The organism is Geobacillus sp. C56-T2, assembly GCF_007829715.1.
Taxonomy (GTDB): Bacteria; Bacillota; Bacilli; order Bacillales; family Anoxybacillaceae; genus Geobacillus; species Geobacillus icigianus.
The window spans coordinates 2,484,019-2,506,850 of the sequence record NZ_VJWB01000001.1 but is presented as its reverse complement, the minus strand read 5'-3'; the positions used below and the strand labels follow the sequence as shown (position 1 = coordinate 2,506,850).

At 56.1% G+C, this 22,832-nt stretch carries 24 protein-coding genes and 1 other annotated feature; of the genes, 23 read left to right on the top strand and 1 reads right to left on the bottom strand.

From position 1 onward, the window contains the following. Window positions 1-156 precede the first annotated feature (156 nt). From GC56T2_RS12555 to GC56T2_RS12445, 23 genes are all read left to right on the top strand, one after another. Entirely contained in the window at window positions 157-1,452 is a 1,296-nt protein-coding gene (locus tag GC56T2_RS12555; RefSeq protein ID WP_144975619.1) for a replication-associated recombination protein A, read from the top strand. Between the two features lie 64 nt (window positions 1,453-1,516). Continuing rightward, window positions 1,517-2,167, top strand: coding sequence for a YczE/YyaS/YitT family protein (locus GC56T2_RS12550; RefSeq protein ID WP_144975617.1), 651 nt, complete (start codon window positions 1,517-1,519; stop codon window positions 2,165-2,167). A gap of 10 nt (window positions 2,168-2,177) precedes the next feature. Continuing rightward, entirely contained in the window at window positions 2,178-2,594 is a 417-nt protein-coding gene (gene cymR, locus GC56T2_RS12545; protein WP_011232042.1) for a cysteine metabolism transcriptional regulator CymR, read from the top strand. A 192-nt stretch (window positions 2,595-2,786) separates the two neighbouring features. Beyond that, window positions 2,787-3,929: a cysteine desulfurase family protein gene (locus tag GC56T2_RS12540; RefSeq protein ID WP_144975615.1), complete on the top strand. Its 1,143-nt coding sequence runs from the start codon at window positions 2,787-2,789 to the stop codon at window positions 3,927-3,929. A 16-nt stretch (window positions 3,930-3,945) separates the two neighbouring features. Further along, the gene (gene mnmA, locus GC56T2_RS12535) at window positions 3,946-5,061 is read left to right on the top strand and encodes a tRNA 2-thiouridine(34) synthase MnmA (protein WP_033018054.1); all 1,116 of its coding nucleotides are present in this window, start codon (window positions 3,946-3,948) and stop codon (window positions 5,059-5,061) included. 117 nt (window positions 5,062-5,178) lie between these two features. Continuing rightward, on the top strand, window positions 5,179-5,841 hold the full coding sequence (locus tag GC56T2_RS12530) for a tetratricopeptide repeat protein (RefSeq protein ID WP_144975613.1): 663 nt from the start codon (window positions 5,179-5,181) through the stop codon (window positions 5,839-5,841). A 16-nt stretch (window positions 5,842-5,857) separates the two neighbouring features. Then, the gene (gene recD2 / locus GC56T2_RS12525) at window positions 5,858-8,215 is read left to right on the top strand and encodes an SF1B family DNA helicase RecD2 (protein ID WP_144975611.1); all 2,358 of its coding nucleotides are present in this window, start codon (window positions 5,858-5,860) and stop codon (window positions 8,213-8,215) included. Between the two features lie 25 nt (window positions 8,216-8,240). Beyond that, window positions 8,241-8,714: a PRC-barrel domain-containing protein gene (locus GC56T2_RS12520; RefSeq protein ID WP_144975609.1), complete on the top strand. Its 474-nt coding sequence runs from the start codon at window positions 8,241-8,243 to the stop codon at window positions 8,712-8,714. 15 nt (window positions 8,715-8,729) lie between these two features. After that, window positions 8,730-8,921, top strand: a complete 192-nt coding sequence (locus tag GC56T2_RS12515; protein ID WP_033018049.1) for a hypothetical protein — start codon at window positions 8,730-8,732, stop codon at window positions 8,919-8,921. 12 nt (window positions 8,922-8,933) lie between these two features. Next, window positions 8,934-9,068 (top strand): YrzQ family protein, encoded by a 135-nt coding sequence (locus GC56T2_RS12510; RefSeq protein WP_081897240.1) that lies wholly within the window; start codon window positions 8,934-8,936, stop codon window positions 9,066-9,068. Window positions 9,069-9,186: 118 nt separating this feature from the next. Further along, complete coding sequence (locus GC56T2_RS12505; RefSeq protein WP_144975607.1) at window positions 9,187-10,248, top strand: AI-2E family transporter; 1,062 nt, start codon at window positions 9,187-9,189, stop codon at window positions 10,246-10,248. Window positions 10,249-10,294: 46 nt separating this feature from the next. Then, window positions 10,295-10,519, top strand: a binding site (T-box leader). A gap of 47 nt (window positions 10,520-10,566) precedes the next feature. Continuing rightward, entirely contained in the window at window positions 10,567-13,203 is a 2,637-nt protein-coding gene (alaS, locus tag GC56T2_RS12500) for an alanine--tRNA ligase (protein ID WP_144975605.1), read from the top strand. Between the two features lie 68 nt (window positions 13,204-13,271). Continuing rightward, window positions 13,272-13,538: an IreB family regulatory phosphoprotein gene (locus tag GC56T2_RS12495; RefSeq protein WP_033018096.1), complete on the top strand. Its 267-nt coding sequence runs from the start codon at window positions 13,272-13,274 to the stop codon at window positions 13,536-13,538. 3 nt (window positions 13,539-13,541) lie between these two features. Next, entirely contained in the window at window positions 13,542-13,958 is a 417-nt protein-coding gene (gene ruvX, locus GC56T2_RS12490) for a Holliday junction resolvase RuvX (protein ID WP_144975603.1), read from the top strand. 17 nt (window positions 13,959-13,975) lie between these two features. Further along, complete coding sequence (locus GC56T2_RS12485; RefSeq protein ID WP_144975601.1) at window positions 13,976-14,272, top strand: DUF1292 domain-containing protein; 297 nt, start codon at window positions 13,976-13,978, stop codon at window positions 14,270-14,272. A gap of 106 nt (window positions 14,273-14,378) precedes the next feature. Beyond that, window positions 14,379-15,470 carry an endolytic transglycosylase MltG gene (mltG, locus tag GC56T2_RS12480; protein WP_144975599.1) on the top strand — a complete coding sequence of 364 codons (1,092 nt, stop codon included), beginning with the start codon at window positions 14,379-14,381 and terminating at the stop codon, window positions 15,468-15,470. A 271-nt stretch (window positions 15,471-15,741) separates the two neighbouring features. Continuing rightward, window positions 15,742-16,386 carry an O-methyltransferase gene (locus tag GC56T2_RS12475; RefSeq protein ID WP_144975597.1) on the top strand — a complete coding sequence of 215 codons (645 nt, stop codon included), beginning with the start codon at window positions 15,742-15,744 and terminating at the stop codon, window positions 16,384-16,386. An 8-nt stretch (window positions 16,387-16,394) separates the two neighbouring features. Continuing rightward, window positions 16,395-17,324 (top strand): peptidase U32 family protein, encoded by a 930-nt coding sequence (locus tag GC56T2_RS12470; protein ID WP_144975595.1) that lies wholly within the window; start codon window positions 16,395-16,397, stop codon window positions 17,322-17,324. An 18-nt stretch (window positions 17,325-17,342) separates the two neighbouring features. Continuing rightward, on the top strand, window positions 17,343-18,611 hold the full coding sequence (locus tag GC56T2_RS12465) for a peptidase U32 family protein (RefSeq protein WP_144975593.1): 1,269 nt from the start codon (window positions 17,343-17,345) through the stop codon (window positions 18,609-18,611). A gap of 3 nt (window positions 18,612-18,614) precedes the next feature. After that, entirely contained in the window at window positions 18,615-19,250 is a 636-nt protein-coding gene (gene udk, locus GC56T2_RS12460) for a uridine kinase (RefSeq protein ID WP_144975591.1), read from the top strand. Window positions 19,251-19,357: 107 nt separating this feature from the next. Continuing rightward, window positions 19,358-19,834: a transcription elongation factor GreA gene (gene greA / locus GC56T2_RS12455; protein WP_033018034.1), complete on the top strand. Its 477-nt coding sequence runs from the start codon at window positions 19,358-19,360 to the stop codon at window positions 19,832-19,834. Window positions 19,835-19,942: 108 nt separating this feature from the next. Then, window positions 19,943-21,712: a peptidoglycan D,D-transpeptidase FtsI family protein gene (locus GC56T2_RS12450; RefSeq protein ID WP_144975589.1), complete on the top strand. Its 1,770-nt coding sequence runs from the start codon at window positions 19,943-19,945 to the stop codon at window positions 21,710-21,712. 59 nt (window positions 21,713-21,771) lie between these two features. Next, the gene (locus tag GC56T2_RS12445) at window positions 21,772-22,398 is read left to right on the top strand and encodes a YrrS family protein (RefSeq protein WP_144975587.1); all 627 of its coding nucleotides are present in this window, start codon (window positions 21,772-21,774) and stop codon (window positions 22,396-22,398) included. Window positions 22,399-22,469: 71 nt separating this feature from the next. Here GC56T2_RS12445 and GC56T2_RS12440 read toward each other — a convergent pair whose 3' ends face one another. Next, the gene (locus tag GC56T2_RS12440; RefSeq protein WP_033018030.1) at window positions 22,470-22,679 is read right to left on the bottom strand and encodes a YrzA family protein; all 210 of its coding nucleotides are present in this window, start codon (window positions 22,677-22,679) and stop codon (window positions 22,470-22,472) included. Window positions 22,680-22,832 lie beyond the last annotated feature (153 nt).

The window sequence follows — 22,832 nt, the reverse complement described above, 5'->3', positions numbered from 1 at the left end:
AAAGGGGGAAACTAGCGGTTCCGCCTTTCGACCTTAATCAATCAAGGTCAGCACTCAATCAAAACTTAGTTTGAACCGTAGCGGTCCGCCTTTTGACACCGCACGGTTGTATTCGGGCGGACCGGCACTGTACAATGAAACGAGGAGGGGAACGACATGCGGAACAGGTCAGAGCCACTCGCGCTGCGGATGCGACCGCGCACGATCGACGACATCGTCGGACAAGCGCATGTGATTGGGCCGGAGACGCCGTTGTACAAAATGGTAAAAAAAGGATATGTTCCTTCGCTATTGTTGTATGGGGAACCCGGGACGGGAAAAACCTCGCTCGCCTACGCCATCGCTCGCACGGCCGGGCGGGAGCTGGTCGCCATCAACGCGACCTCAGCCGGAAAAAAGGAAATTGAAGAGGCGGCCGAAGCGGCGCGCTGGTCCGGCAATGTCGTTTTGTTTATCGATGAAATTCACCGTTTGAACAAGGCGCAGCAGGACGTGCTGCTTCCACACCTTGAATCCGGGCTGATCACGTTAATCGGGGCGACGACCGAAAACCCGTTTCACGAGGTGAATCCGGCGATCCGTAGCCGGTGCGGACAAATTCAGCGATTAAAGCGGCTTGAGCCGGCCGACTTGCTTATCGTTTTAAAGCGGGCGCTTACCGATTCGGTGCGCGGGCTCGGAGCGCAGCCCGTCAAGATCGATGAGGCGCTGTTATGGCGAATTGCGGAAGCCGCGGGCGGCGATGCGCGCGCGGCGCTTTCGCTTCTTGAAGCGGCCGTGGCGGCGGCCGACGAACGCGATGACGGTTTGTATGTGGATGAGGCGATCGTTGCTTCGTGCACGGCCAATCGCGGCTTCACTCATGACAAATACGGCGACCATTACTATTCGCTGTTGTCGGCATTCCAAAAAAGCGTGCGCGGCAGCGATGTGGACGCTGCTCTCCATTATTTAGCGCGCCTGCTCGAAGGCGGGGATTTGGCCGCGGTCTGTCGCCGGCTGCTCGTCATCGCCTATGAAGACATCGGGCTTGCGAACCCGTTGATGGGGGTGAAAGTGCAGGCAGCTGTGGCGGCGGCGGAGCGGATCGGACTGCCGGAGGCGCGCATTCCGCTCGCGACCGTGACGATCGAGCTTTGCCTAAGCCCGAAATCCAACAGCGCCTACAAGGCGTTGGACGCGGCGCTCGCCGACGTGCGCGCCGGAAAGGTTGGCGAGATTCCCGACCATTTAAAAGACGCCCATTATCAAGGGGCAGCCGTGCTCGGACATGGCCAAGGCTATTTATATCCGCACGATTACCCAAACGGCTGGGTGGCGCAATCGTATTTGCCGTCAACGCTTGCCGGCGTCCGCTATTATGAGCCGAAAGAGCACGGCGACGAGAAACATTATGCGAAAGTGTACCGGCGACTGGAGCAATTGAAGCGGGAAAGCGCGATTGGGCCGTGAACGGAGCGCGTCATTTATGGTATAATAACACCGGCGATTGACTGGATAGGGAGGCGCATGTGCGATGGTCCATCCTTCGGTCCCATGGCTGCGATGGAGCATTTATTTTGCCGGTTTGCTCGTCATGTCATTCGGCATTGTGCTGACGATTAAAGCCGATGTTGGCTGTGCGCCATGGGATGTCCTTCATATTGGTTTAGAGCGAACATTTGGCCTGACGGTCGGGACGTGGTCGATCATCGTTGGGATGGTGGTGCTTGCGGCTTCGGCGCTGCTTGTCAAGCGGAGACCGCAGCTTGGCGCCTTCCTCAATATGGTCACTGTCGGCGTTTTGATTGACGTGTGGATGATGATCCCACCGCTGAAAACGCCGCCACAACTGCTTGAACAATATGCGATGCTGCTAGTCGGCATCGTCGTGTCCGGCTACGGCATGGGGCTATATATTTCCGCCGACGTCGGCGCCGGTCCGCGCGACAGTTTGATGCTCGCCTTGACCGAGTTGACCGGATGGAACGTGGCATACATTCGCGTGATGATGGAAGCGCTCGTGTTGCTTGTCGGCTGGCTGCTTGGCGGTCCAGTGTCGTTTGGCACGTTTCTTTTTTGCGTCACAATCGGTTCGGTCGCCGGTTTGGCGCTGCCGCAATGCCGGAAAATGGCCGACCGCTTGTTGGGAGCCGCCAACGTTCGGGCGCAAGGGTTAAGTCGTTAGGGGGGATATGATGAAGATTTCAACCAAAGGCCGTTACGGATTGACGATTATGATTGAACTGGCGAAAAAGTACGGCGACCGTCCGATTTCGCTCCGCTCGATCGCCAAGGCCAACAATTTGTCCGAGCATTACTTGGAGCAACTGGTGACGCCGTTGCGCAACGCCGGGCTTGTCAAAAGCATCCGCGGGGCGTACGGCGGTTACGTATTGGCCGAGCATCCGGCAAAAATTACGGCCGGTGATATTTTGCGCGTGCTTGAGGGGCCGCTCACCCCGGTCGAGGAACTCGAAGAGGAGGAGCCGGCGAAGCGCGAGCTGTGGATCCGCATCCGCGATGCGGTCGAGGAAGTGCTCGACAGCACAACGCTTGAAGATTTAGCGAAGTATAGCGACGGGGATGAAGGGGCATACATGTTTTATATTTAACCATTGATCAAGCGGTCGCATGTCATCAACCGCGAGCGGATGACATGGACGTGTTTTTCATATTTACACCTTCATGGCCAAGCCTCGCCGTTTGCCGCAGCGGGCGGTTTCCCCAACGGGCGGAAGCCGCTCGGGTAAGGGACGGCCGCTGTGGGCGGAAGAGGTTCGGGCGACAAGAAAGGAGAATGACCGTTGGAACGGATTTACTTGGATCATGCCGCGACGTCTCCCGTTCATCCGGATGTGGCGGCTGGCATGATTCAGTCGATGACCGAACAGTTCGGCAATCCGTCAAGCATCCATTATTTTGGCCGGCAGAGCCGCCGGGCGTTGGACGAAGCGAGATCAGCCATCGCCCGCAGCCTCGGGGCGAAAGAGACGGAAATCGTGTTTACAAGCGGCGGGACGGAAGCGGATAACTTTGCGCTCATCGGAACGGCGATGGCCAATCGCAGCCGCGGCCGCCATCTCATTACGACCGCTATTGAGCATCACGCCGTTTTACGCGCTTGCGAACATTTACAAAAGCAAGGATTTGATGTGACGTACTTGCCAGTTGATGAACACGGGCGCGTGTCGGTTGAGGACGTGAAAGCCGCGCTCCGTGATGACACGATTCTCGTTTCGATCATGTTTGCCAACAACGAAGTCGGCACGATTCAGCCGATCCGTGAAATCGGCGCCCTGCTTCGCGACCACCCGGCGTATTTTCATACCGATGCCGTGCAGGCGTACGGGCTGATCCCGATCGATGTGAATGAGTACGGCATCGATTTGTTGTCGCTTTCGAGCCATAAAATTAACGGTCCGAAAGGCAGCGGTGCCTTGTATGTTCGCGAGACGGTCCGCATCACACCGCTTCTTTTCGGCGGCGAGCAGGAGCGGAAACGGCGCGCCGGCACAGAGAACGTCCCGGGCATCATCGGCTTGGCGCGGGCGGCGGAAATCGCCGAGCGGACGAGGGAAGAGAAGCAGAAGCAATACGCGGCTTGGCGCGAAGCGATGTTGACGATTTTTCGCTCCTCCGGCCTTGATTTCATCGTCAACGGCAGCGAAGACGGCCTGCCGCATATTTTCAATGTTGCTTTTCCGGGAACGAACGTCGAATCGCTGCTCGTCAATTTGGATTTGGCGGGCATCGCCGCGTCCAGCGGGTCAGCGTGCACGGCGGGGTCGATCGATCCGTCCCACGTGCTTGTTGCCATGTGCGGAAACGAGTCGGAGCGCATCCGCTCGTCCGTGCGTTTTAGCTTCGGACTCGGCAATACAACGGAGCAAATTGAGCGGGCGGCGGAAGAAACGGTGAAAATTGTGAAGCGGCTCACAAAACGATGAAGAGGGGGTGAAGCGCATGAACAAAGCGCCGCATGAAACGCGCGTTGTCGTCGGCATGTCCGGCGGGGTCGACTCGTCAGTCGCTGCGCTATTATTAAAAGAACAAGGATATGATGTGATCGGCATTTTTATGAAAAACTGGGATGACACCGATGAAAACGGCGTTTGCACGGCGACTGAGGATTACGAAGACGTTGTGCGCGTCTGCAACCAAATCGGCATCCCGTACTATGCAGTCAACTTTGAAAAGCAATATTGGGACAAAGTGTTTACGTATTTTTTGAACGAATACAAAGCGGGCCGCACCCCGAACCCGGATGTGATGTGCAATAAGGAGATTAAATTCAAAGCGTTTTTGGAACACGCCATGTCGATCGGTGCCGATTACGTCGCCACCGGCCATTACGCCCGCGTCGAGTTTCGCGATGGCGAATATAAAATGCTCCGTGGAGCTGACCCGAACAAAGACCAAACGTATTTTTTGAACCAGCTCGGCCAAGCCCAACTGTCAAACGTGATGTTTCCGATCGGCCACTTGCACAAAGCGGACGTGCGCCGGATCGCGAAAGAAGCCGGGCTGGCTACCGCAGGGAAAAAAGACAGCACCGGCATTTGCTTTATCGGTGAGCGCGATTTTAAAGAGTTTTTAAGCCACTACTTGCCGGCCCAGCCGGGAGTGATGAAAACGCTCGACGGCGAGGTGAAAGGGCGGCATGACGGGGTGATGTATTACACGATCGGCCAGCGCCACGGCCTTGGTATTGGCGGCAGCGGCGAACCATGGTTTGTCGTCGGCAAAAATGTGCGTGAAAACGTGCTGTATGTCGCCCAAGGATTTGAAAACGACTATTTGTATTCGACCTCGCTAAAAGCGGTCGACGTCAACTGGGTGTCTGACCGCAAGCCGGAAGCGCCGTTCCGCTGCACGGCGAAGTTCCGCTATCGTCAGCCCGATGTCGGCGTGACGGTTCACCCGCTTTCAGACGGCAAGGCGGAAGTCGTGTTTGATGCGCCGGCGCGGGCGGTGACGCCGGGGCAGGCGGTCGTGTTCTACAACGGTGAGGAGTGCCTTGGCGGCGGCACGATCGATGAAGTGTTCCGCAACGGTGAAAAGCTTTGGTATGTCGGCTGACCGCTAAGCTGCCGCACCGGCGGTGAAAGCCCTAACCCGGCTTGGGGTTGGGGTGTTTTTGCAATTGCTCGAAAAAAACGAACGTATGTGCTAAACTATAGTCAGGAGGGATGAGCGGTGGCGGATTGGAATGAACAAGGGCTTGCGCATTTGCGCGCCGGGGAGTACGAAGAAGCGCTCCGCTGTTTTTCCAAAGCGGTGGACGATCGCCCGGACGACCCGGCCGGCTACATCAACGTCGGCACCGTGCTGGCCGCCGCCGGCGAAGAGGAGAAAGCGCTCGCTTTCTTCCAGCAGGCGCTTTGTCGCGATGAACGGGCCGCGGCCGCTTACTATGGCATCGGCACGCTCCACTATCAGCGCGGGCGGTTTGCCGAGGCGAAAGACATGTTTGAACGGGCCCTCGGGCTGGGGCTCGATGACGCCGACACGCATTTTATGCTCGGCATGTCGCTATGGCGGCTCGAGATGCCGCGGCTCGCTCTCCCGTATTTGCAGCGGGCTGCCGAATTGAACGAAGGGGATGCCGAAGCGTTCTTTCAGCTCGGCCTTTGTTTGGCGGCGCTCGACTACGTTGACGAGGCGAAGCGCTGCTTTGAAAAAACGTTGGCGCTAAAGCCGCACCATGCCGACGCCTGCTACAATTTAGGGGTCATTTATGCGAACAAGGACGAGCCGGCTGCCGCCCGCGATTGGTTCGCCGCCGCGTTGGAGGCGAAGCCAGACCACGTGCTGGCGGGGTATGGAAAGAAAATGATGGAAAAGCGGCTTTCGCCGTAAAGGCAGGGGATGGCTGTTGCAAGAGCAGCAAACGCTGGCCATTGAGGGGTGCACCTTTATTAAAGGAACGTGCATATCCGTCATTTTCCATAATGAAGAAACGCTTTACACCGTTGTCCGCATTCGCGTTGAGGAAACGAACGAAGCGCCGGTTGAAGAGGAAGTGATCGTCACCGGCCATTTCCCGCGGGTCAGCGAGGGAGACGTTTATGTGTTTTATGGTCAATTCCGCCATCATCCGCGCTTTGGCCGCCAGTATGCGGCGAGCCAGTTCCGCAAACAGCTTCCCAACACGAAAGAAGGAATCATTCAGTATTTATCAAGCGGCTTGTTTAAAGGGATCGGCAAAAAAACGGCTGCAGCCATCGCCGAAGCGCTCGGCGAGCAGGCGATTGCCGTGATTTTGCGCGATCCAGCGGCGCTCGAGCGCATTCCGAAACTGTCCAAACAAAAGGCCAAGCAGCTGTATGAAACGCTCCGCGCCCACGAAGGGCTTGAGCAGACGATGATCACCCTTGCTCAGCTCGGCTTCGGCCCCCAGCTGGCCATGAAAATTTACCAAGCGTACGGCGAGGAAGCGATCGAAATCATCCAAGCCAATCCGTATCAGCTCGTCGAAGACATTGAGGGGATCGGGTTCGGTCGCGCCGATGAGCTTGGGCGGCAGCTCGGCATTTCCGGAAGCCACCCGGCTCGGCTGCGCGCCGCTTCCTTGTTTGTCCTCGAGCAAGTTTGCCTGCAGGAAGGGCATGTGTACATGGCCGAGGAAGAGCTGGTCGGCCGCATTGCTGAACTGCTGGATGGCCGGCCGAGCGGGGCGGTCGACGGACAAGCCATTCAACGGACGCTGCTGATGTTGAGTGAAGAAGGAAAACTGGTCGTTGAGCAAGGCCGTTGTTATCTCCCGTCGCTTTACTTTGCCGAAAAAGGCATCGTTTCCAACGTCAAGCGGCTGCTCCGGCAAACGGCGGTGCCGTTTGCGGAATCGGAGTTTTTGCTGGCGCTCGGGGCGCTTGAAGAGCGGCTTGGCATGCAGTACGCGCCCCAGCAAAAAGAGGCGATTCAGCGGGCGCTTTCCTCCCCGTTGTTCATTTTAACCGGCGGTCCGGGCACGGGAAAAACAACGGTCATCAAAGGGATTGTCGAGCTGTTCGCCGCTCTTAACGGCTTATCGTTAGATCCGGCCCGCTACCAACAAGGTGAGCCGTTCCCGGTCGTGCTCGCCGCCCCGACCGGACGGGCGGCCAAGCGGATGAGCGAGGCGACCGGCCTGCCGGCGGCGACGATTCATCGGCTGCTCGGTTGGAACGGAGTGGAAGGGTTCAGCCGCGATGAACATGAACCGCTTGCCGGCAAGCTGCTTGTCATCGATGAAATGTCGATGGTCGACACATGGCTGGCTAATCAGCTGTTCAAAGCGGTGCCAAACGGCATGCAAGTCGTGCTGGTCGGCGATGAAGACCAGCTGCCATCCGTCGGGCCCGGCCAAGTGCTGAAAGATTTGCTCGAGTCCGGCGTCGTTCCTTCGGTGCGGCTGACAGACGTGTACCGTCAGGTGGAAGGCTCGTCGATCATCGAGCTCGCTCATGAGGTAAAGCGCGGCGCCGTGCCGCCCGATTTGACCGCGCCAAAGGCGGATCGCTCGTTTATTCGCTGCCGCGCCGGCCAAGTCGTGGATGTCGTCCGGCAAATCGCGGACAATGCGCGAAAAAAAGGCTTTTCGGTCAAAGATATTCAAGTGCTCGCCCCGATGTACCGAGGCCCGGCCGGCATTGATCGGCTCAATAAAGCGCTTCAAGAGCTCTTCAATCCGCCATCCGCCGGGAAGCGGGAACTGGCGGCCGGCGAGGTGGTGTACCGCGTCGGCGACAAGGTGCTTCAGCTCGTCAATCAGCCGGAAGACAACGTGTTTAACGGCGATATCGGCGAAGTCGTTGCCATTTTTTACGCGAAAGAGAACACCGACAAGCAAGACTTGCTCGTTGTCTCGTTTGACGGCGTGGAAGTGACCTACACCCGGCAAGAGCTGTCGCAAATCACCCATGCGTATTGCTGCTCTGTGCATAAAGCGCAAGGAAGCGAATTCCCTATCGTCATTTTGCCCGTCGTGAAAAGCTACTATCGGATGTTGAAGCGGAACTTGCTGTATACGGCGGTGACAAGAAGCAAACAATTTTTGATTTTATGCGGCGAAGAGGAAGCGTTTCGGGCTGGCGTCGCCAAGCAGAGCGACGGGGTGCGGCGGACGGCGCTGGCGGAAAAGCTGACGGCGGCGATGGCGCCGGTTGTCGAAGTCGAACTGCCGCTTGAGGATGCGAACGTCGGAATGGAAAACGTTACGCCGTATGACTTTATGAGCGATGAGTCAAGCTAAAGGTGGCTGGAAAGGTGGGAGAGCGATGCGAACGTTTTCCGACATGAAAGGTCTTCCCATTTACGAACAAGCGACAGGGAAAAACGTCGGAACGATCGCGGATGTTTGGTTTACCAGCCACGGCACGGTGCAAGGGTTTGTTGCACAACAGCGCGGCTTGTTTGGCCGCCGCCGCTATTTGCCGCTTGCGGCCGTGCGAGCGCTGCAAAACGATCGAATGCTCATCGACGACGCGCGAAGTTTCCAGCCCTTGCCTTCCTCTGACAGCGGCCACTCTCTTTACGGTGAACGAGGCATCGCCGGCAGCATGGTTGTCGCCGCCGACGGGACGACGATCGGATTGCTAGATGATGTATATTTCGACGGGCAATTGGGCAGAATTGATGGATACGAGATCAGTGAGGGATTTTTTTCCGATTTGACAGAAGGAAAGAAGCGAATGCAGCTTGCCCCGTTCACGGCGAAAGAAGGGGTTGTGATGGTGGACACAACAAAGTAAGGAGAGTGGCTGTCGGTGCTCATTTGCCCGAACTGCAAACGAAAAAATTTAGGAAAAATCGGCGTCAACCAATATTATTGCTGGGATTGTTTCATCGAGCTTTCCGTCTCGAAAGGAGTCATTCATGTCCATCAAGTGGAGGAGGACGGGACGTTAAGCTCTCTCGATGATTTGTTCGACGATTATGAGCGCACGATTCAACTTTAGGGGGGGACAGTCATGAACCGGACGATGACATCGCTGTTGGCTGTCGGGTTAGGTGTCGCCGCGTATCAGTTGGCCCAGCGCAACAACTGGATGAACGGGCGCACGATGCGAAAAATGCGCCGCCGCTTGATGCAGGCGATCCGCTGACGGCGTTGCCGCCCTCGCCTTGCGCGGGGGCGGTGCTTTGTGATTGTCAAATAGTGCTAAAGCGCTAAAGGCATATTCCCGCCCGCATCCCCTACACTAAACGGTAGGAGGTGTGGTGATGGGGGAGCAACAATGGCAGTCGTTCTTCCGCATCGGCAAATGGCTGTTGGTGACGGCGATCGTCTATTTAATCGTCCGGATGAAAAGCGTTTGGTGGCCGGTGATCGATTTTGCCGCCACGGTGTTGACGCCGTTTTTGCTGGCGGCGTTTATCACGTATTTGCTGCACCCGCTCGTTGAATATCTTCATGGCAAAGGGGTGCCGCGGGCGCTTGCCATTTTGCTCATTTATTTGCTGTTTTTTGGCTCGGTCGGCTACGGCTTGTACCGCGGCATTCCGGTTTTGATCGCCCAGCTGCGCGCGTTGGACGAACAGCTGCCCTCGCTGATGAATACATATCGCCAATGGGTGCGCCACATTCACGATGAAACATCGACATGGCCGATGGAAGTGCATACGCGGGTGGAAACGATGCTCGCTGAGCTGGAGCAGGCGGCCGCCTCCGCTGTCGAGATGGCGATTCGCGCCATGAAATCGCTGATCAGCTCGGCGGCGACGTTCGTGCTGATCCCGTTTATTGTGTTTTACATGCTCAAGGACGTCGAGGTGCTGAAAAAAGCCGTTTGGTATTTGACGCCAAAGCGGTGGCGCGAACCGGGGCTGGCGTTTTTACAAGACGTTGACGAGTCGCTCGGCGGCTACATCCGCGGCCAGCTCTTTGTCTGCGCGGCGATCGGTTCGGCCGCGGCGCTCGGATTGTGGCTTGCCGGCATGGACTATCCGCTTTTGCTTGGGCTCATCATCGGGATGACGAATATCATTCCGTATTTCGGGCCGCTGATCGGCGCCATTCCGGCCGCCATTTTAGCGGCGACCGTATCGCTCAAAATGGTCTTGGTGGTGCTGGCCATCATTTTCGCTTTGCAGTTTTTAGAAGGCAACGTGTTGTCGCCGCTGATCGTCGGCAAAAGCGTGCACATGCATCCGCTTGTCATTATGCTCGCGCTGTTTGCCGGCGGTGAGCTTGCCGGCGTGCTCGGCCTCATTCTTGCCGTTCCGACGGCGGCGGTGCTGAAAGTGGCCATCATCCATTGGAAGGAGCGCTATGCCTTGCATTGACAAACGAGCGGTGCTTGTCTATAATTTTTCAATGTAAAAGCGAATACATAACGCGATGACGGATCGAGTATGTTGCAGTCCATCTTAACGCGCGGGCTCGCGCACAGAGAGGAATTTCCGCGGCTGAAAGAAATTCCAGATGAAGGGCAACAGAAGGCTAATCCGGAGCGCAGGCAAAACCTGACGCAAGGCTGCGTTACGGCCAAAGAGGTGATGGGCGTTTTTCGCCCATAAACAGGGTGGTACCGCGAGCACAACTCTCGTCCCTGCAGGGGATGGGAGTTTTTTTATATAAAAAGGCGAAAGGGGAGGATCATCATGAAAAAGCTGACATCTGCCGAAGTGCGGCGCATGTTTTTGCAGTTTTTCCAAGAAAAAGGCCATGCGGTTGAACCGAGCGCTTCGCTCATTCCTGTCGACGATCCGTCATTGTTATGGATCAACAGCGGCGTCGCGACGTTGAAAAAATACTTTGACGGGCGCATCGTTCCCGAGAATCCGCGCATTTGCAATGCGCAAAAATCGATCCGCACCAACGATATCGAAAACGTCGGGAAAACCGCGCGCCACCATACGTTTTTTGAAATGCTCGGCAACTTTTCGATCGGCGATTACTTCAAGCGGGAAGCGATCCACTGGGCGTGGGAGTTTTTAACGAGCGAAAAGTGGATCGGTTTTGATCCGGAACGGCTGTCCGTCACCGTCCATCCGGAGGACGAGGAAGCGTACAACATTTGGCATAACGAAATCGGCCTGCCGGAAGAACGGATCATCCGCCTCGAAGGAAACTTCTGGGACATCGGCGAAGGCCCGAGCGGTCCGAACACGGAAATTTTCTACGACCGCGGCGAGGCGTTCGGCAACGATCCGAACGATCCGGAGCTGTACCCGGGCGGGGAAAACGACCGCTATTTGGAAGTATGGAACTTAGTGTTTTCACAGTTCAACCATAACCCGGACGGCACGTACACGCCGCTGCCGAAGAAAAACATCGACACCGGCATGGGGTTGGAGCGGATGTGCTCGATTTTGCAGGACGTGCCGACGAACTTTGAAACCGACTTGTTCTTGCCGATCATCCGCGCTACCGAACGAATCGCCGGCGAGCGGTATGGCGACGATCCGGACAAAGACGTCGCCTTTAAGGTGATCGCCGACCATATTCGCGCCGTGACGTTTGCGATTGGCGACGGGGCGCTGCCGTCGAACGAAGGGCGCGGCTATGTATTGCGCCGTCTGCTCCGCCGCGCGGTGCGCTACGCGAAACAAATCGGCATTGACCGCCCGTTTATGTACGAGCTCGTGCCGGTTGTCGGCGAAATTATGCACGACTACTATCCGGAAGTGAAAGAAAAAGCCGATTTTATCGCTCGCGTCATCCGCACGGAAGAAGAGCGGTTCCACGAAACGCTTCATGAGGGGCTCGCCATTTTGGCGGAAGTGATCGAAAAGGCGAAAGCGCAAGGAAGCACCGTCCTTCCGGGGGAAGAGGCGTTTCGCTTGTATGATACGTACGGCTTCCCGCTCGAGCTGACGGAAGAGTACGCCGCCGAGGCAGGAATGACGGTCGATCACGCCGGTTTTGAGCGCGAGATGGAGCGCCAGCGCGAACGGGCCCGCGCCGCTCGCCAAGACGTCGATTCGATGCAAGTGCAAGGCGGCGTGCTCGGCGATTTGAAAGACGAAAGCCGGTTTGTCGGCTACGATGAGCTTGTTGCCTCGTCGACGGTCCTCGCCATCGTTAAAGACGGACGGCTTGTCGAGGAAGTGAAAGCCGGTGAAGAGGCGCAAATCATCGTCGACGTCACGCCGTTTTACGCCGAAAGCGGCGGTCAAGTCGCCGACCAAGGCGTATTTGAAAGCGAGACCGGGAGAGCGGTCGTCAAAGATGTGCAAAAAGCGCCGAACGGCCAGCACCTTCACTCGATTGTCGTCGAGCGCGGCGCGGTGAAAAAAGGAGCCCGCTATACGGCGCGCGTTGATGAGGCGAAGCGGGCGCGCATCGTGAAAAACCATACGGCGACCCATTTGCTTCATCAAGCGTTAAAAGACGTGCTCGGCCGCCATGTCAACCAAGCGGGGTCGCTCGTCGCTCCGGATCGGCTGCGCTTTGACTTCACCCATTTTGGCCAAGTGAAGCCGGACGAGCTCGAGCGCATCGAGGCGATCGTCAATGAACAAATTTGGAAGAGTACCCCAGTTGACATTTTCTATAAACCGCTTGAGGAAGCGAAAGCGATGGGCGCGATGGCGCTGTTTGGCGAAAAATACGGCGACATTGTCCGCGTCGTGAAAGTTGGCGACTACAGCCTCGAGCTGTGCGGCGGCTGCCATGTGCCGAATACAGCGGCCATCGGGCTGTTTAAAATCGTCTCCGAATCCGGCATCGGCGCCGGCACGCGCCGGATTGAAGCGGTGACCGGAGAGGCGGCGTACCGTTTGATGACCGAACAGCTCGCCATTTTGCAAGAGGCGGCGCAAAAATTGAAAACAAGCCCGAAAGAATTGAATGCCCGTCTTGACGGACTGTTTGCCGAACTGAAAGAGCTCGAGCGCGAAAACGAATCGCTTGCCGCTCGCCTTGCCCGTATGGAAGCGGAGCACCTCGCCCGCCAAGTCAAAGACGTCGGCGGCGTGCCGGTGCTGGCGGCGAAAGTGCAGGCGAACGACATGAACCAATTGCGGGCGATGGCCGACGATTTGAAGCAAAAACTCGGCACGGCAATCATCGTGTTGGCGGCGGTGCAAGGCGGCAAAGTCCAATTGATCGCTGCGGTGACCGATGACTTAGTGAAAAAAGGATATCACGCCGGCAAGCTCGTCAAAGAAGTGGCTTCCCGCTGCGGCGGCGGGGGGGGCGGACGCCCGGATATGGCGCAGGCCGGAGGAAAGGACGCGGACAAAGTCGGGGCAGCGCTTGATTACGTCGAAACGTGGGTCAAATCCATTTCCTAAATGGCGCGGATCGTGTACAATGGATGTAAGATGGAGGAATGGCCCGAATCAAGAGCGAGGTGGAGACGGTGAGCTCGTTTGATCAAACGATGCAGTTTCATTTTCCGGAAGAGCCGGCCGAAACGAACGTTCGCGAAGTGCTGCTGACGGTGTATGAGGCTTTGCAAGAAAAAGGCTACAACCCGATCAACCAAATTGTCGGCTACTTGTTGTCCGGCGATCCGGCTTACATCCCGCGCCATAACGACGCGCGCGCCCTCATCCGCAAAATCGAGCGCGACGAATTAATCGAGGAATTGGTGAAATTCTATTTACAGGGGCAACGAAAGGACTGACCGATGCGAACGTTAGGACTGGATCTCGGCACGAAAACGCTCGGCGTGGCGATCAGCGACGAGCTTGGCTGGACGGCTCAAGCCTTGGAGACGATCGCCATCGACGAAGAGCGCGGCGACTACGGCTTAAAGCGGCTGCGCGCCATCATCGACGAATATGGCGTCGATGCGATCGTTGTCGGCTGGCCGAAAAACATGAACGGCACGCTCGGGCCGCGCGCCGAAGCGAGCGAGCGGTTCGCCGCCAAGCTGCGCGAGGAGTTTTCTTTGCCGGTCGTGCTTTGGGACGAACGGCTGTCGACGATGGCCGCCGAACGGATGCTGATCGCTGCCGATGTCAGCCGGAAAAAACGGCGGAAAGTGATCGACAAAATGGCGGCGGCCGTCATTTTGCAATCGTACTTGGATAGGAAACGATGAAGGGGAGGCCAATCACAATGGAACATGGAGACCGCCATATTACCGTTGTCGACGAACAAGGCAACGAACAGCTCTGTGAAATTTTGTTTACGTTTAAATCCGATGATTTCGGGAAATCGTACGTGTTTTACTATCCGGTCAGCAAGGAAGCGGAAGATGAAAACGGCGAAACGGAAGTGCACGTGTCGGCGTTTATCCCTGCTGACGAAAATCAAGAAGGGGAACTGCTTCCGATTGAAACGGAAGAAGAGTGGGATATGATCGAAGAAGTGTGGAACACGTTTTGTGCTGAACAAGAAGATGAAGAGGAATGATCCGAAGCGGCTGCCTAAAGGCGGCCGCTTTTTTGTCGGAAAAAAGGGCGAGAGATGCAAAAACTTGTAGTATAATATGACCGATGGACGGGAAAGGAGGTGCGCTATGGGGGAAAAGCATTGGACAGGGAACGAGGGGCGGCGTGGGCGAAAACGGATGTTGATCGCAGGCAGCGTTTTGCTGGCGTTGGTTGTGTTGATCAGTGCCGGCAGCTTTCTATATATTCGCTTGGCGCTCAAGCCGGTCGATCCTCATGATCACACTCCGGTTCATGTCTCGATTCCTGTCGGTTCATCGGCGACAGAAATCGCAGAGCGGCTCGAACAAAAACGGCTCATTCGAAGCGCTAGCGTGTTTCGGCTTTATGTCCGTTGGAAACGCGAGTCCGGGTTTCAAGCCGGAGAGTACGAACTGACGCGGGCCATGCCGATGACGCGCATCATAGCGCTGCTGCAAACGGGGAAATCGTTGAAAATCGGTTTGAAATTGACGATCCCCGAAGGGTCGCAGCTTGTACAGATTGCCGATCTCATCGCCGCGCGAACGGGATACAAAAAAGAAGACGTCATGAAGCAGCTGAACGACCGCGCGTACATCGAGCAGTTAATGAAAAAGTATCCGCGTGTCATAACGAAAGACGTATTCCATCCGAACGTTCGTTATCCGCTGGAAGGTTATTTATTTCCAGCTACCTATGTATTTGCTGACAAAAAGCCGCCGCTTTCTGAGATCATTGAAACGATGGTCGCCAAAACGGCAGCGGTGCTTGCTTCGTACGAAGAGGAAAGAGGGGAACGGAAGCTGTCGCCGCACCAGCTGCTGACGCTTTCCTCTCTGATCGAAGAGGAGGCGACAGAAAAAGCCGACCGCAAAAAAATCGCCAGCGTCTTTTACAATCGGCTGCGCCTAGGCATGCCGCTGCAAACCGATCCGACGGTTTTATACGCGCTTGGCAAACATAAAGCGCGCGTGTTTTACAAAGATTTAAAAGTTGATTCGCCATACAATACGTACCTTCATAAAGGGCTGCCGCCGGGGCCGATCGCCAACGCAGGCGCGATGTCGATTGAAGCGGCGCTTGAGCCGGCGCAAACCGATTATTTGTATTTTTTAGCCACCCCCGCAGGCGATGTCATTTTCACGAAAACGCTGGCCGAGCACAACCGGGAAAAGGCGAAGCATATTGGGAAACGATAGTGCAAAACGGAAGTTGCTGGCGAGTTAGGCGAAACGGTTTCGCTTTTCCGCCGAGTTATGGTAAGATAAAGAAAGTTGAACAGGGAACGATAAGGGTCCGGTAGCGGCTCTTATTTGGAACGGATGGGCGCAGCACCTCGGGCCGCCGCTTGGCCCGGGGCGGGCGCTTTTCCGTTTGTTGATGGCAAGGAGCACAAGCCCGACGTTCGCTGCTTTATTTTCGCGACGGGGCGGGCGCTTTTCCGCTTGTTGATGGCAAGGAGGGTTCCGTTTGCTGACTGATGAGGTCGTTTCGTATTTGCAGCGGCTGCGGCCGGCGTTGGATGCGGATGTGGAACAGATTGAGCGCGAAGCCCGCGAACAGCGGGTGCCGATCATGGATTCGGTGAGCATCGAAACGATGTTGTTCGTGCTCAAGCTCGCGAGGCCGCGCCGCATTTTAGAAATCGGCACGGCGATCGGCTATTCGGCGATCCGGATGGCAAAAGCGCTGCCGGAGGCGCACATTGTAACGATAGAAAAAGACCGGGAGCGGTATGAGCGCGCCCGTTTTTATATGGAAAAGACCGATTGCGCCCAGCGAATTGAAGCGGTGTGGGGCGACGCCTTGACGGTGATGGAGAAGGTGGCGTCGGCCGCGCCGTTTGACGCGTTGGTGATCGATGCCGCCAAAGGGCAATATGAGCGCTTTTTTACGCTCTATGAGCCGTTTCTCGCTGAAGGCGGCCTCGTCATTACCGACAACGTGCTGTTTAAAGGGCTTGTCGCCGCCGAAACGCCCGCGGACAATAAGCGGCTTTGGAACCTCGCCCAAAAAATTCGCCGCTATAATGAGTGGCTGATGGCCCGGGGCGATTATGACACCGTCATCATTCCGGTCGGCGATGGGCTCGCGATATCGAAAAAAATGAGGTGAACGAGAAAATGAAAAAACCGGAATTGCTCGTCACGCCGACGAGCGTTTCCCATATTGATGAACTGGCGGAAGCCGGGGCGGACGCCATCATCATCGGTGAGCAGCGCTATGGCTTGCGGCTCGCCGGCGAGTTTTCCCGTTCGGATGTGGCCGCGGCTGTTGAAACGGCCCACCGGCGCGGCATGAACGTGTATGTGGCGATGAACGCCCTTTTTCATAACGACAAAGTGGACGAGCTTGCCGACTACGTGGCGTTTTTAGCTGAAGTCGGCGCCGATGCCATCGTCTTCGGTGATCCCGCGGTGCTCTTGACCGTCCGGGAAACGGCGCCGCACATGAACCTCCACTGGAGCACGGAGACGACAGCGACGAACTGGTATGCGTGCAACTACTGGGGGCGAAAAGGAGCGAAACGCGCCGTCTTGGCGCGCGAGCTGAACATGGACGCCATTTTGGAAATCAAAGCCCATGCTGAAGTGGAAATTGAAGTGCAAGTGCACGGCATGACGTGCATGTACCAGTCGAAACGTTCGCTGATTGGCAACTATTTTGAGTATCAAGGAAAAGTGATGGAAATCGAACGGAAAAAGTACGAAAAAGGGATGTTCCTGTATGACAAAGAGCGCGACTATAAATACCCGATTTTTGAAGACGAAAACGGCACACACATTATGAGCCCGAACGATCTTTGCATCATTGACGAACTGGGCGATATGGTGGAAGCCGGCATTGACAGCTTCAAAATCGACGGCGTCCTGCACACCGCGGACTACATTACGGAAGTGACGAAGCTGTACCGCCGCGCCATCGATTTATGTACGGAAGACCGCGAGCGTTACGAGCGGGAAAAAGAGGAGCTGCTGGCGGCCGTTGAAGCGCTTCAGCCGCCGCACCGCCGCATCGACACCGGATTTTTCTTCAAGGAAACCATTTATTGAGAAAAGGAGGGACGCGTCATGCTTGTAAAAAATGACCGCATCTCCGAGATCGTTGACGGCAAGCGCGTCATCGTGAAAAAGCCGGAGCTGCTGGCGCCGGCCGGCAACTTGGAAAAGCTGAAAATCGCCGTCCACTACGGGGCGGACGCCGTCTTTATCGGCGGTCAAGAGTACAGCTTGCGCGCGAATGCTGACAACTTTACGATCGAGGAGATTCGCGAAGGGGTGGAATTTGCCAACCGGTACGGGGCGAAGGTGTACGTCACCGCCAACATTTACGCCCATAATGAAAACATTCCCGGTCTTGACGACTATTTGCGGGCGTTAGAGGAGGCCGGCGTTTCCGGCATCATCGTCGCCGATCCGCTCATTATCGAAACGGCGCGCCGGGTGGCGCCGAAGCTTGAAGTGCATTTAAGCACCCAGCAGTCGCTCACCAACTGGAAAGCGGTCCAATTTTGGAAAGAGGAAGGGCTCGAGCGGGTCGTGCTCGCTCGCGAAGTGAGCGCCGAAGAAATTCGCCAAATCAAAGAGAACGTCGATATTGAAATCGAGGCGTTCATCCATGGGGCGATGTGTTCCGCCTATTCCGGTCGCTGCGTGTTGAGCAACCATATGACGGCGCGCGACTCCAACCGCGGCGGGTGCTGCCAGTCGTGCCGCTGGGATTACGATTTATACCAGCTGTCTGACGGCCGGGAAATCCCGCTGTTTTCCGAAGGCGACGCCCCGTTTGCCATGAGCGCGAAAGACTTGAACTTGATCCGCGCCATTCCGGCGATGATTGAACTTGGCGTCGACAGCTTGAAAATTGAAGGGCGGATGAAATCGATTCATTACGTGGCGACGGTTGTCAGCGTCTACCGGAAAGTGATCGACGCGTACTGCGCTGATCCTGACCATTTTACGATTCGCGACGAGTGGGTGCGCGAGCTCGACAAATGCGCCAACCGCGAGACGGCACCGTCGTTTTTTGCCGGCTTTCCCGACCATACGAACCATATGTACGGCACCCACAGCCGAAAACCGACGCACGAGTTTGCCGGCTTAGTGCTGGATTACGACCCGGAGACGGGCATCGCCACCATTCAGCAGCGCAACCATTTCCGGCCCGGCGACGAGGTCGAATTTTTCGGCCCGGAAATCGACAACTTTACCCAAGTGATTGAAACGATCTGGGATGAAGAGGGCAACGAACTCGATGCGGCGCGCCATCCGCTGCAAATCGTCAAGATGAAAGTGAAACGGCCACTCTTCCCGTACAACATGATGAGAAAGGAGAATTAGACGATGGGGAAGAAGCCCGTTGTCATCGGCGTTGCCGGCGGTTCCGGCTCCGGGAAGACGAGCGTCGCCCGCGCGATTTACGACCATTTCGGCGACCGTTCGATCCTTGTCTTGGAGCAAGATTTTTATTACAAAGACCAAAGCCATCTCCCATTTGAAGAGCGGCTGAAGACGAACTACGACCATCCGCTGGCGTTTGACAACGACTTGTTGATTGAACATATTCATAAGCTGCTTCGCTACGAGCCGATCGACAAGCCGGTGTATGACTATACGCTTCACACCCGCTCCCGTGAGGTCATCCGCGTGGAGCCGAAAGAGGTGATCATCGTCGAAGGCATTCTTGTGCTAGAAGATGAGCGGCTTCGCGACTTAATGGATATTAAAGTGTACGTCGACACCGATCCGGACATCCGCATCATCCGCCGCCTCCTTCGCGATGTGAAAGAGCGCGGCCGCACGTTTGACTCGGTGATCGAACAATATTTGTCCGTCGTGCGGCCGATGCACAACCAGTTTGTCGAACCGACGAAGCGTTATGCCGATGTCATCATTCCGGAAGGCGGGCACAACACCGTTGCCATCGATTTAATGGTCGCAAAAATTCGCACGGTTCTTGAACAAAAATCAGTTTTATAATAACATAACAGAGACAAAACAATATATTATATAACAAGTAAGCGTACGAACAGCTGTTTTTCTGTTCGTACGTTTTACATAACGCAGAAGATAGAGGAGTGAGATGAATGGCGAATGAAAAGCAGTATCCGATGACGAAAGAGGGAAAAGAGAAACTGGAACAAGAGCTGGAGTATTTAAAAACGGTCAAGCGCAAAGAAGTGGTCGAACGCATTAAGATTGCGCGCGGGTTCGGGGATCTGTCGGAAAATTCGGAGTACGACGCAGCGAAAGACGAGCAGGCGTTTGTCGAGTCGCGCATTCAAATGCTTGAAAACATGATTCGCAACGCCGTCATTATCGAAGAAGATACGGAAAACCCGGATGTGGTCTCGCTTGGCAAATCAGTGACGTTTATTGAACTGCCGGACGGGGAAGAGGAGACGTACACGATCGTCGGCAGCGCGGAAGCGGATCCGTTCGAAGGGAAAATTTCCAACGACTCGCCGATCGCGAAGTCGCTTCTTGGCCGCCGCGTCGGCGATGAAGTGACGGTACAGACGCCGGGCGGGGAAATGATGGTGAAAATCGTCGCCGTCAACTAAGCGCGCTATGTTTGACCCGCAAAGCGGCGGCAGCGCGGAAAAATCGCCGCCCTAGGCACGTTTCAAATGAAAACACCTCGTCGAAACTGTTGATGAGGTGTTTTCTTTATGTGGAAGAAAAGGGCTATTGTCATGCTTGTCTTGATCGAAGCGGCGCTGTTTTTCATCGTGGGGCGGCTCGCGCAAATTCAGTTGATTGACACCGAATCGTTCGCCAATCATAATTTAATCGCCGAAAGCGTCGCCCAGCGCACACAGGAATTGGTCATCGATGACGGGCGCGGTTCATTTGTGGACCGAAACGGCAAGCCGCTGACGAAACGATCCGTACCGTCGCTTGTCTTATTTCCGTTTTTGAAGAGGAGGCCATGGCCGATCGAACAAGTGGCCCGCGTGACCGGTGTCGCCGAAGAAGAAATCCGTCGCCAGCTCGAGCGGGCGGACGGCCCGTTCGTCTTAGAGAAAAACGGCGAACCTCTCGTCTTAAGCGCTGAACAAATGAGGCAAATGAACCGCTTGCGCATCCCGGGCGTCTTTGCCGTCCATAAACAATATCCGCTCGAGACGCTGTACGCTCCGCATTTGCTCGGCTTTACGCGGCCGGACCGCGAGCTGTTGCGCCAACGCTATCCGAAACGGCCGCTTCCGCCCGGGACGGAAGTCGGCATTCAAGGGTTGCAGAAGGCGTTTGACGAATTTTTGCTCGCCGACGCTGAGACGAAATTGCTGTATCACGTCGATGCGGAAGGGCGGCCGCTGTTCGGGCTCGATGTCAAGTACAGCGATCCGAGCAATTCGTTTTACCCGGTCACGGTAAAAACGACGCTAGACCGCGACGTGCAGCGCGAGATGGAGCAGATCGTCGACCGATTCGGATTGAAAAAAGGCGGCCTCGTCTTGCTTGACGTTGACACTAACAGCGTATTGGCCATGGTCAGCCGCCCGAATATGGATCCGCGTGATCCGTACAAAAACGGCGGGGCGGAAAACCAAATGGTGCTGCCGCACATCCCCGGCTCTGTTTTTAAAACCGTCATCGCCGCCGCGGCGCTTGACGAGGGAATCGCTTCGCCGACGACCACGTTTGATTGCAGCAAAACGATTGCCGGAGAGGAAGACCGGGAGCACGACTACGGGACGCTCGATCTGACGGACAGCTTCGCCGTCAGCTGCAACAATGCCTTCGCCACGCTCGGCAAAGAGCTGATCCGGCATGATCCCGGCGCGTTGGAAACGTATGCCGAAAAACTGGGGCTGTATCCGACGGCCGGCTGGGAAGGGACGGTTTACCATGAAGAACATTTCCGCCAGTTTCCTGAGGAACGGAAAGGAACGATTTGGCACGATGCGCGCGACAAGCGGGTGCCGCTGGCGGTCGCGCAAACGGCGATCGGGCAAAAAGATGTGCGCGTTTCGCCGCTTGGGGTTGCCAACATGATGGCGACGATCGCCCGTGGCGGCAAGGCGTGGAAAGTGCGGGCCGTCGATCAAGTGCTGTACAAAAACGGAGCCCCGCTGTTCTCGTTTTCCGCCGAGCCGGCGACCGGGCTGGAACCGATTGCCCCGACAACGGTTCGGCAGCTGCAGCAGCTTTTGCGCGGCGTCGTTACGAATCAGGAAGGCACCGGCCGCCGTTTTCAGACGCTGCCGTATCCAGTTGCCGGCAAATCAGGAACAGCGGAGACAGGAAAAAGGGAAGGGGACGTCGAACTGATCAATAAATGGTTTGCCGGCTATTTTCCCGCCGACCGTCCGAAATACGCCCTCGCCGTTGTCGAACTGGACGTCCCGGGCGGGCGCGCGGCGACCAACGAAGTGTTTGCCGCCGCGGTTGAAGCGCTTTACGCCCATGACCGCACGCAAAAGGAAAACGAATAACGAATCGATGTAGAGAGCGGATTTGGTTGACATCTACAGCGAAGAAAGGAGAGGGGAACGTGGCGCAAACGGAAACGCGCTTTGCCGCCCGTGCCAAACGGCGTAAAATGAACCGTTGGCTCAACGGGGCGATTGCGGTGGTGTTGCTGCTGATTGTGATGGTCGCTTGGAATTTGCTTTTTGGCGGAAAAGCGGATCAGCAAGCGGCCGGCAAAACGAAGCGGACGGAAGTGGAAACGGGCGCGGCGGTTGTCTCGAACGAAGAAAAAAAGCCCGCAGCGGGAAGCGACACCGCTGGTGGGGAAACCGAGGAGACCGCAGAAACGAAGGAAGAGGAATCCACCAAGGTGACGGAAACCCCGGGGCCTCCGGGGTCAAATATCGAAAAAGAGATCGTCAATCCGGCTTGGCAGCCCGTCGGCACGACGCAATCCGAGCCTCATGAAACCGTGTTTGACGAAAACTCGGTCGATTGGAAGGAAATGCTTGATGCCGTCAGCTATGCGACCGGCATCGCGCCGGAGGAGATGATCGTTTGGTTCATTGGCAACAATGGGCCGAACAAAGCGGTGGCGACGATCTCGACGAAGGGGCAAACCGCTCACTACAGAGTGTATATCGAATGGGTAACCAATGAAGGATGGAAACCGACAAAGGTGCAAAAATTAAAGCAAAGGCCGTCATAATGCCGGCGAACGCGCGACATGGATGACGGCGGGAGCAAAAAGCAGGTGCCCAACCGCCGTCTGGGCACCTGTTATTTTTTCGCTTTAAAATGGACGACGGCGCTGTAAAACCGTTTTCCGTTTTCCATCACATGCATTTGATGGGCAACGTGATGGACGGAAAGCAGCAGCGCTTTATTATGCTCAATTTGTTCGTTAATCTTTTTCTCGAGCGTCCGCAAATCATCCGCCTCAAAAAATTCAATTTTGTCCTCGATCAGATCAAGGGAAATGTTGACCATCGCGCTCCCTCCTTTCCATTGCCAGTGTAGCAAATTTTCCCGCCGTCATCCACCGGTCGCGCCGGGGAACAATACGAATGATGAATCGGCATGATCGTTGAACAAAGAAAAAACTTATGCTACATTGAGAGCAGGATCGCGCAAAAGACATAC

Coding starts and splice junctions, on each gene's coding strand:
- GC56T2_RS12555 (WP_144975619.1), top strand. CDS start 157: ATGCGGAACAGGTCAGAGCCACTCGCGCTGCGGATGCGACCGCGCACG.
- GC56T2_RS12550 (WP_144975617.1), top strand. CDS start 1,517: ATGGTCCATCCTTCGGTCCCATGGCTGCGATGGAGCATTTATTTTGCC.
- cymR (WP_011232042.1), top strand. CDS start 2,178: ATGAAGATTTCAACCAAAGGCCGTTACGGATTGACGATTATGATTGAA.
- mnmA (WP_033018054.1), top strand. CDS start 3,946: ATGAACAAAGCGCCGCATGAAACGCGCGTTGTCGTCGGCATGTCCGGC.
- GC56T2_RS12520 (WP_144975609.1), top strand. CDS start 8,241: ATGCGAACGTTTTCCGACATGAAAGGTCTTCCCATTTACGAACAAGCG.
- GC56T2_RS12510 (WP_081897240.1), top strand. CDS start 8,934: ATGAACCGGACGATGACATCGCTGTTGGCTGTCGGGTTAGGTGTCGCC.
- GC56T2_RS12505 (WP_144975607.1), top strand. CDS start 9,187: ATGGGGGAGCAACAATGGCAGTCGTTCTTCCGCATCGGCAAATGGCTG.
- alaS (WP_144975605.1), top strand. CDS start 10,567: ATGAAAAAGCTGACATCTGCCGAAGTGCGGCGCATGTTTTTGCAGTTT.
- ruvX (WP_144975603.1), top strand. CDS start 13,542: ATGCGAACGTTAGGACTGGATCTCGGCACGAAAACGCTCGGCGTGGCG.
- GC56T2_RS12485 (WP_144975601.1), top strand. CDS start 13,976: ATGGAACATGGAGACCGCCATATTACCGTTGTCGACGAACAAGGCAAC.
- mltG (WP_144975599.1), top strand. CDS start 14,379: ATGGGGGAAAAGCATTGGACAGGGAACGAGGGGCGGCGTGGGCGAAAA.
- GC56T2_RS12470 (WP_144975595.1), top strand. CDS start 16,395: ATGAAAAAACCGGAATTGCTCGTCACGCCGACGAGCGTTTCCCATATT.
- GC56T2_RS12465 (WP_144975593.1), top strand. CDS start 17,343: ATGCTTGTAAAAAATGACCGCATCTCCGAGATCGTTGACGGCAAGCGC.
- udk (WP_144975591.1), top strand. CDS start 18,615: ATGGGGAAGAAGCCCGTTGTCATCGGCGTTGCCGGCGGTTCCGGCTCC.
- greA (WP_033018034.1), top strand. CDS start 19,358: ATGGCGAATGAAAAGCAGTATCCGATGACGAAAGAGGGAAAAGAGAAA.
- GC56T2_RS12450 (WP_144975589.1), top strand. CDS start 19,943: ATGTGGAAGAAAAGGGCTATTGTCATGCTTGTCTTGATCGAAGCGGCG.
- GC56T2_RS12440 (WP_033018030.1), bottom strand. CDS start 22,679: ATGGTCAACATTTCCCTTGATCTGATCGAGGACAAAATTGAATTTTTT.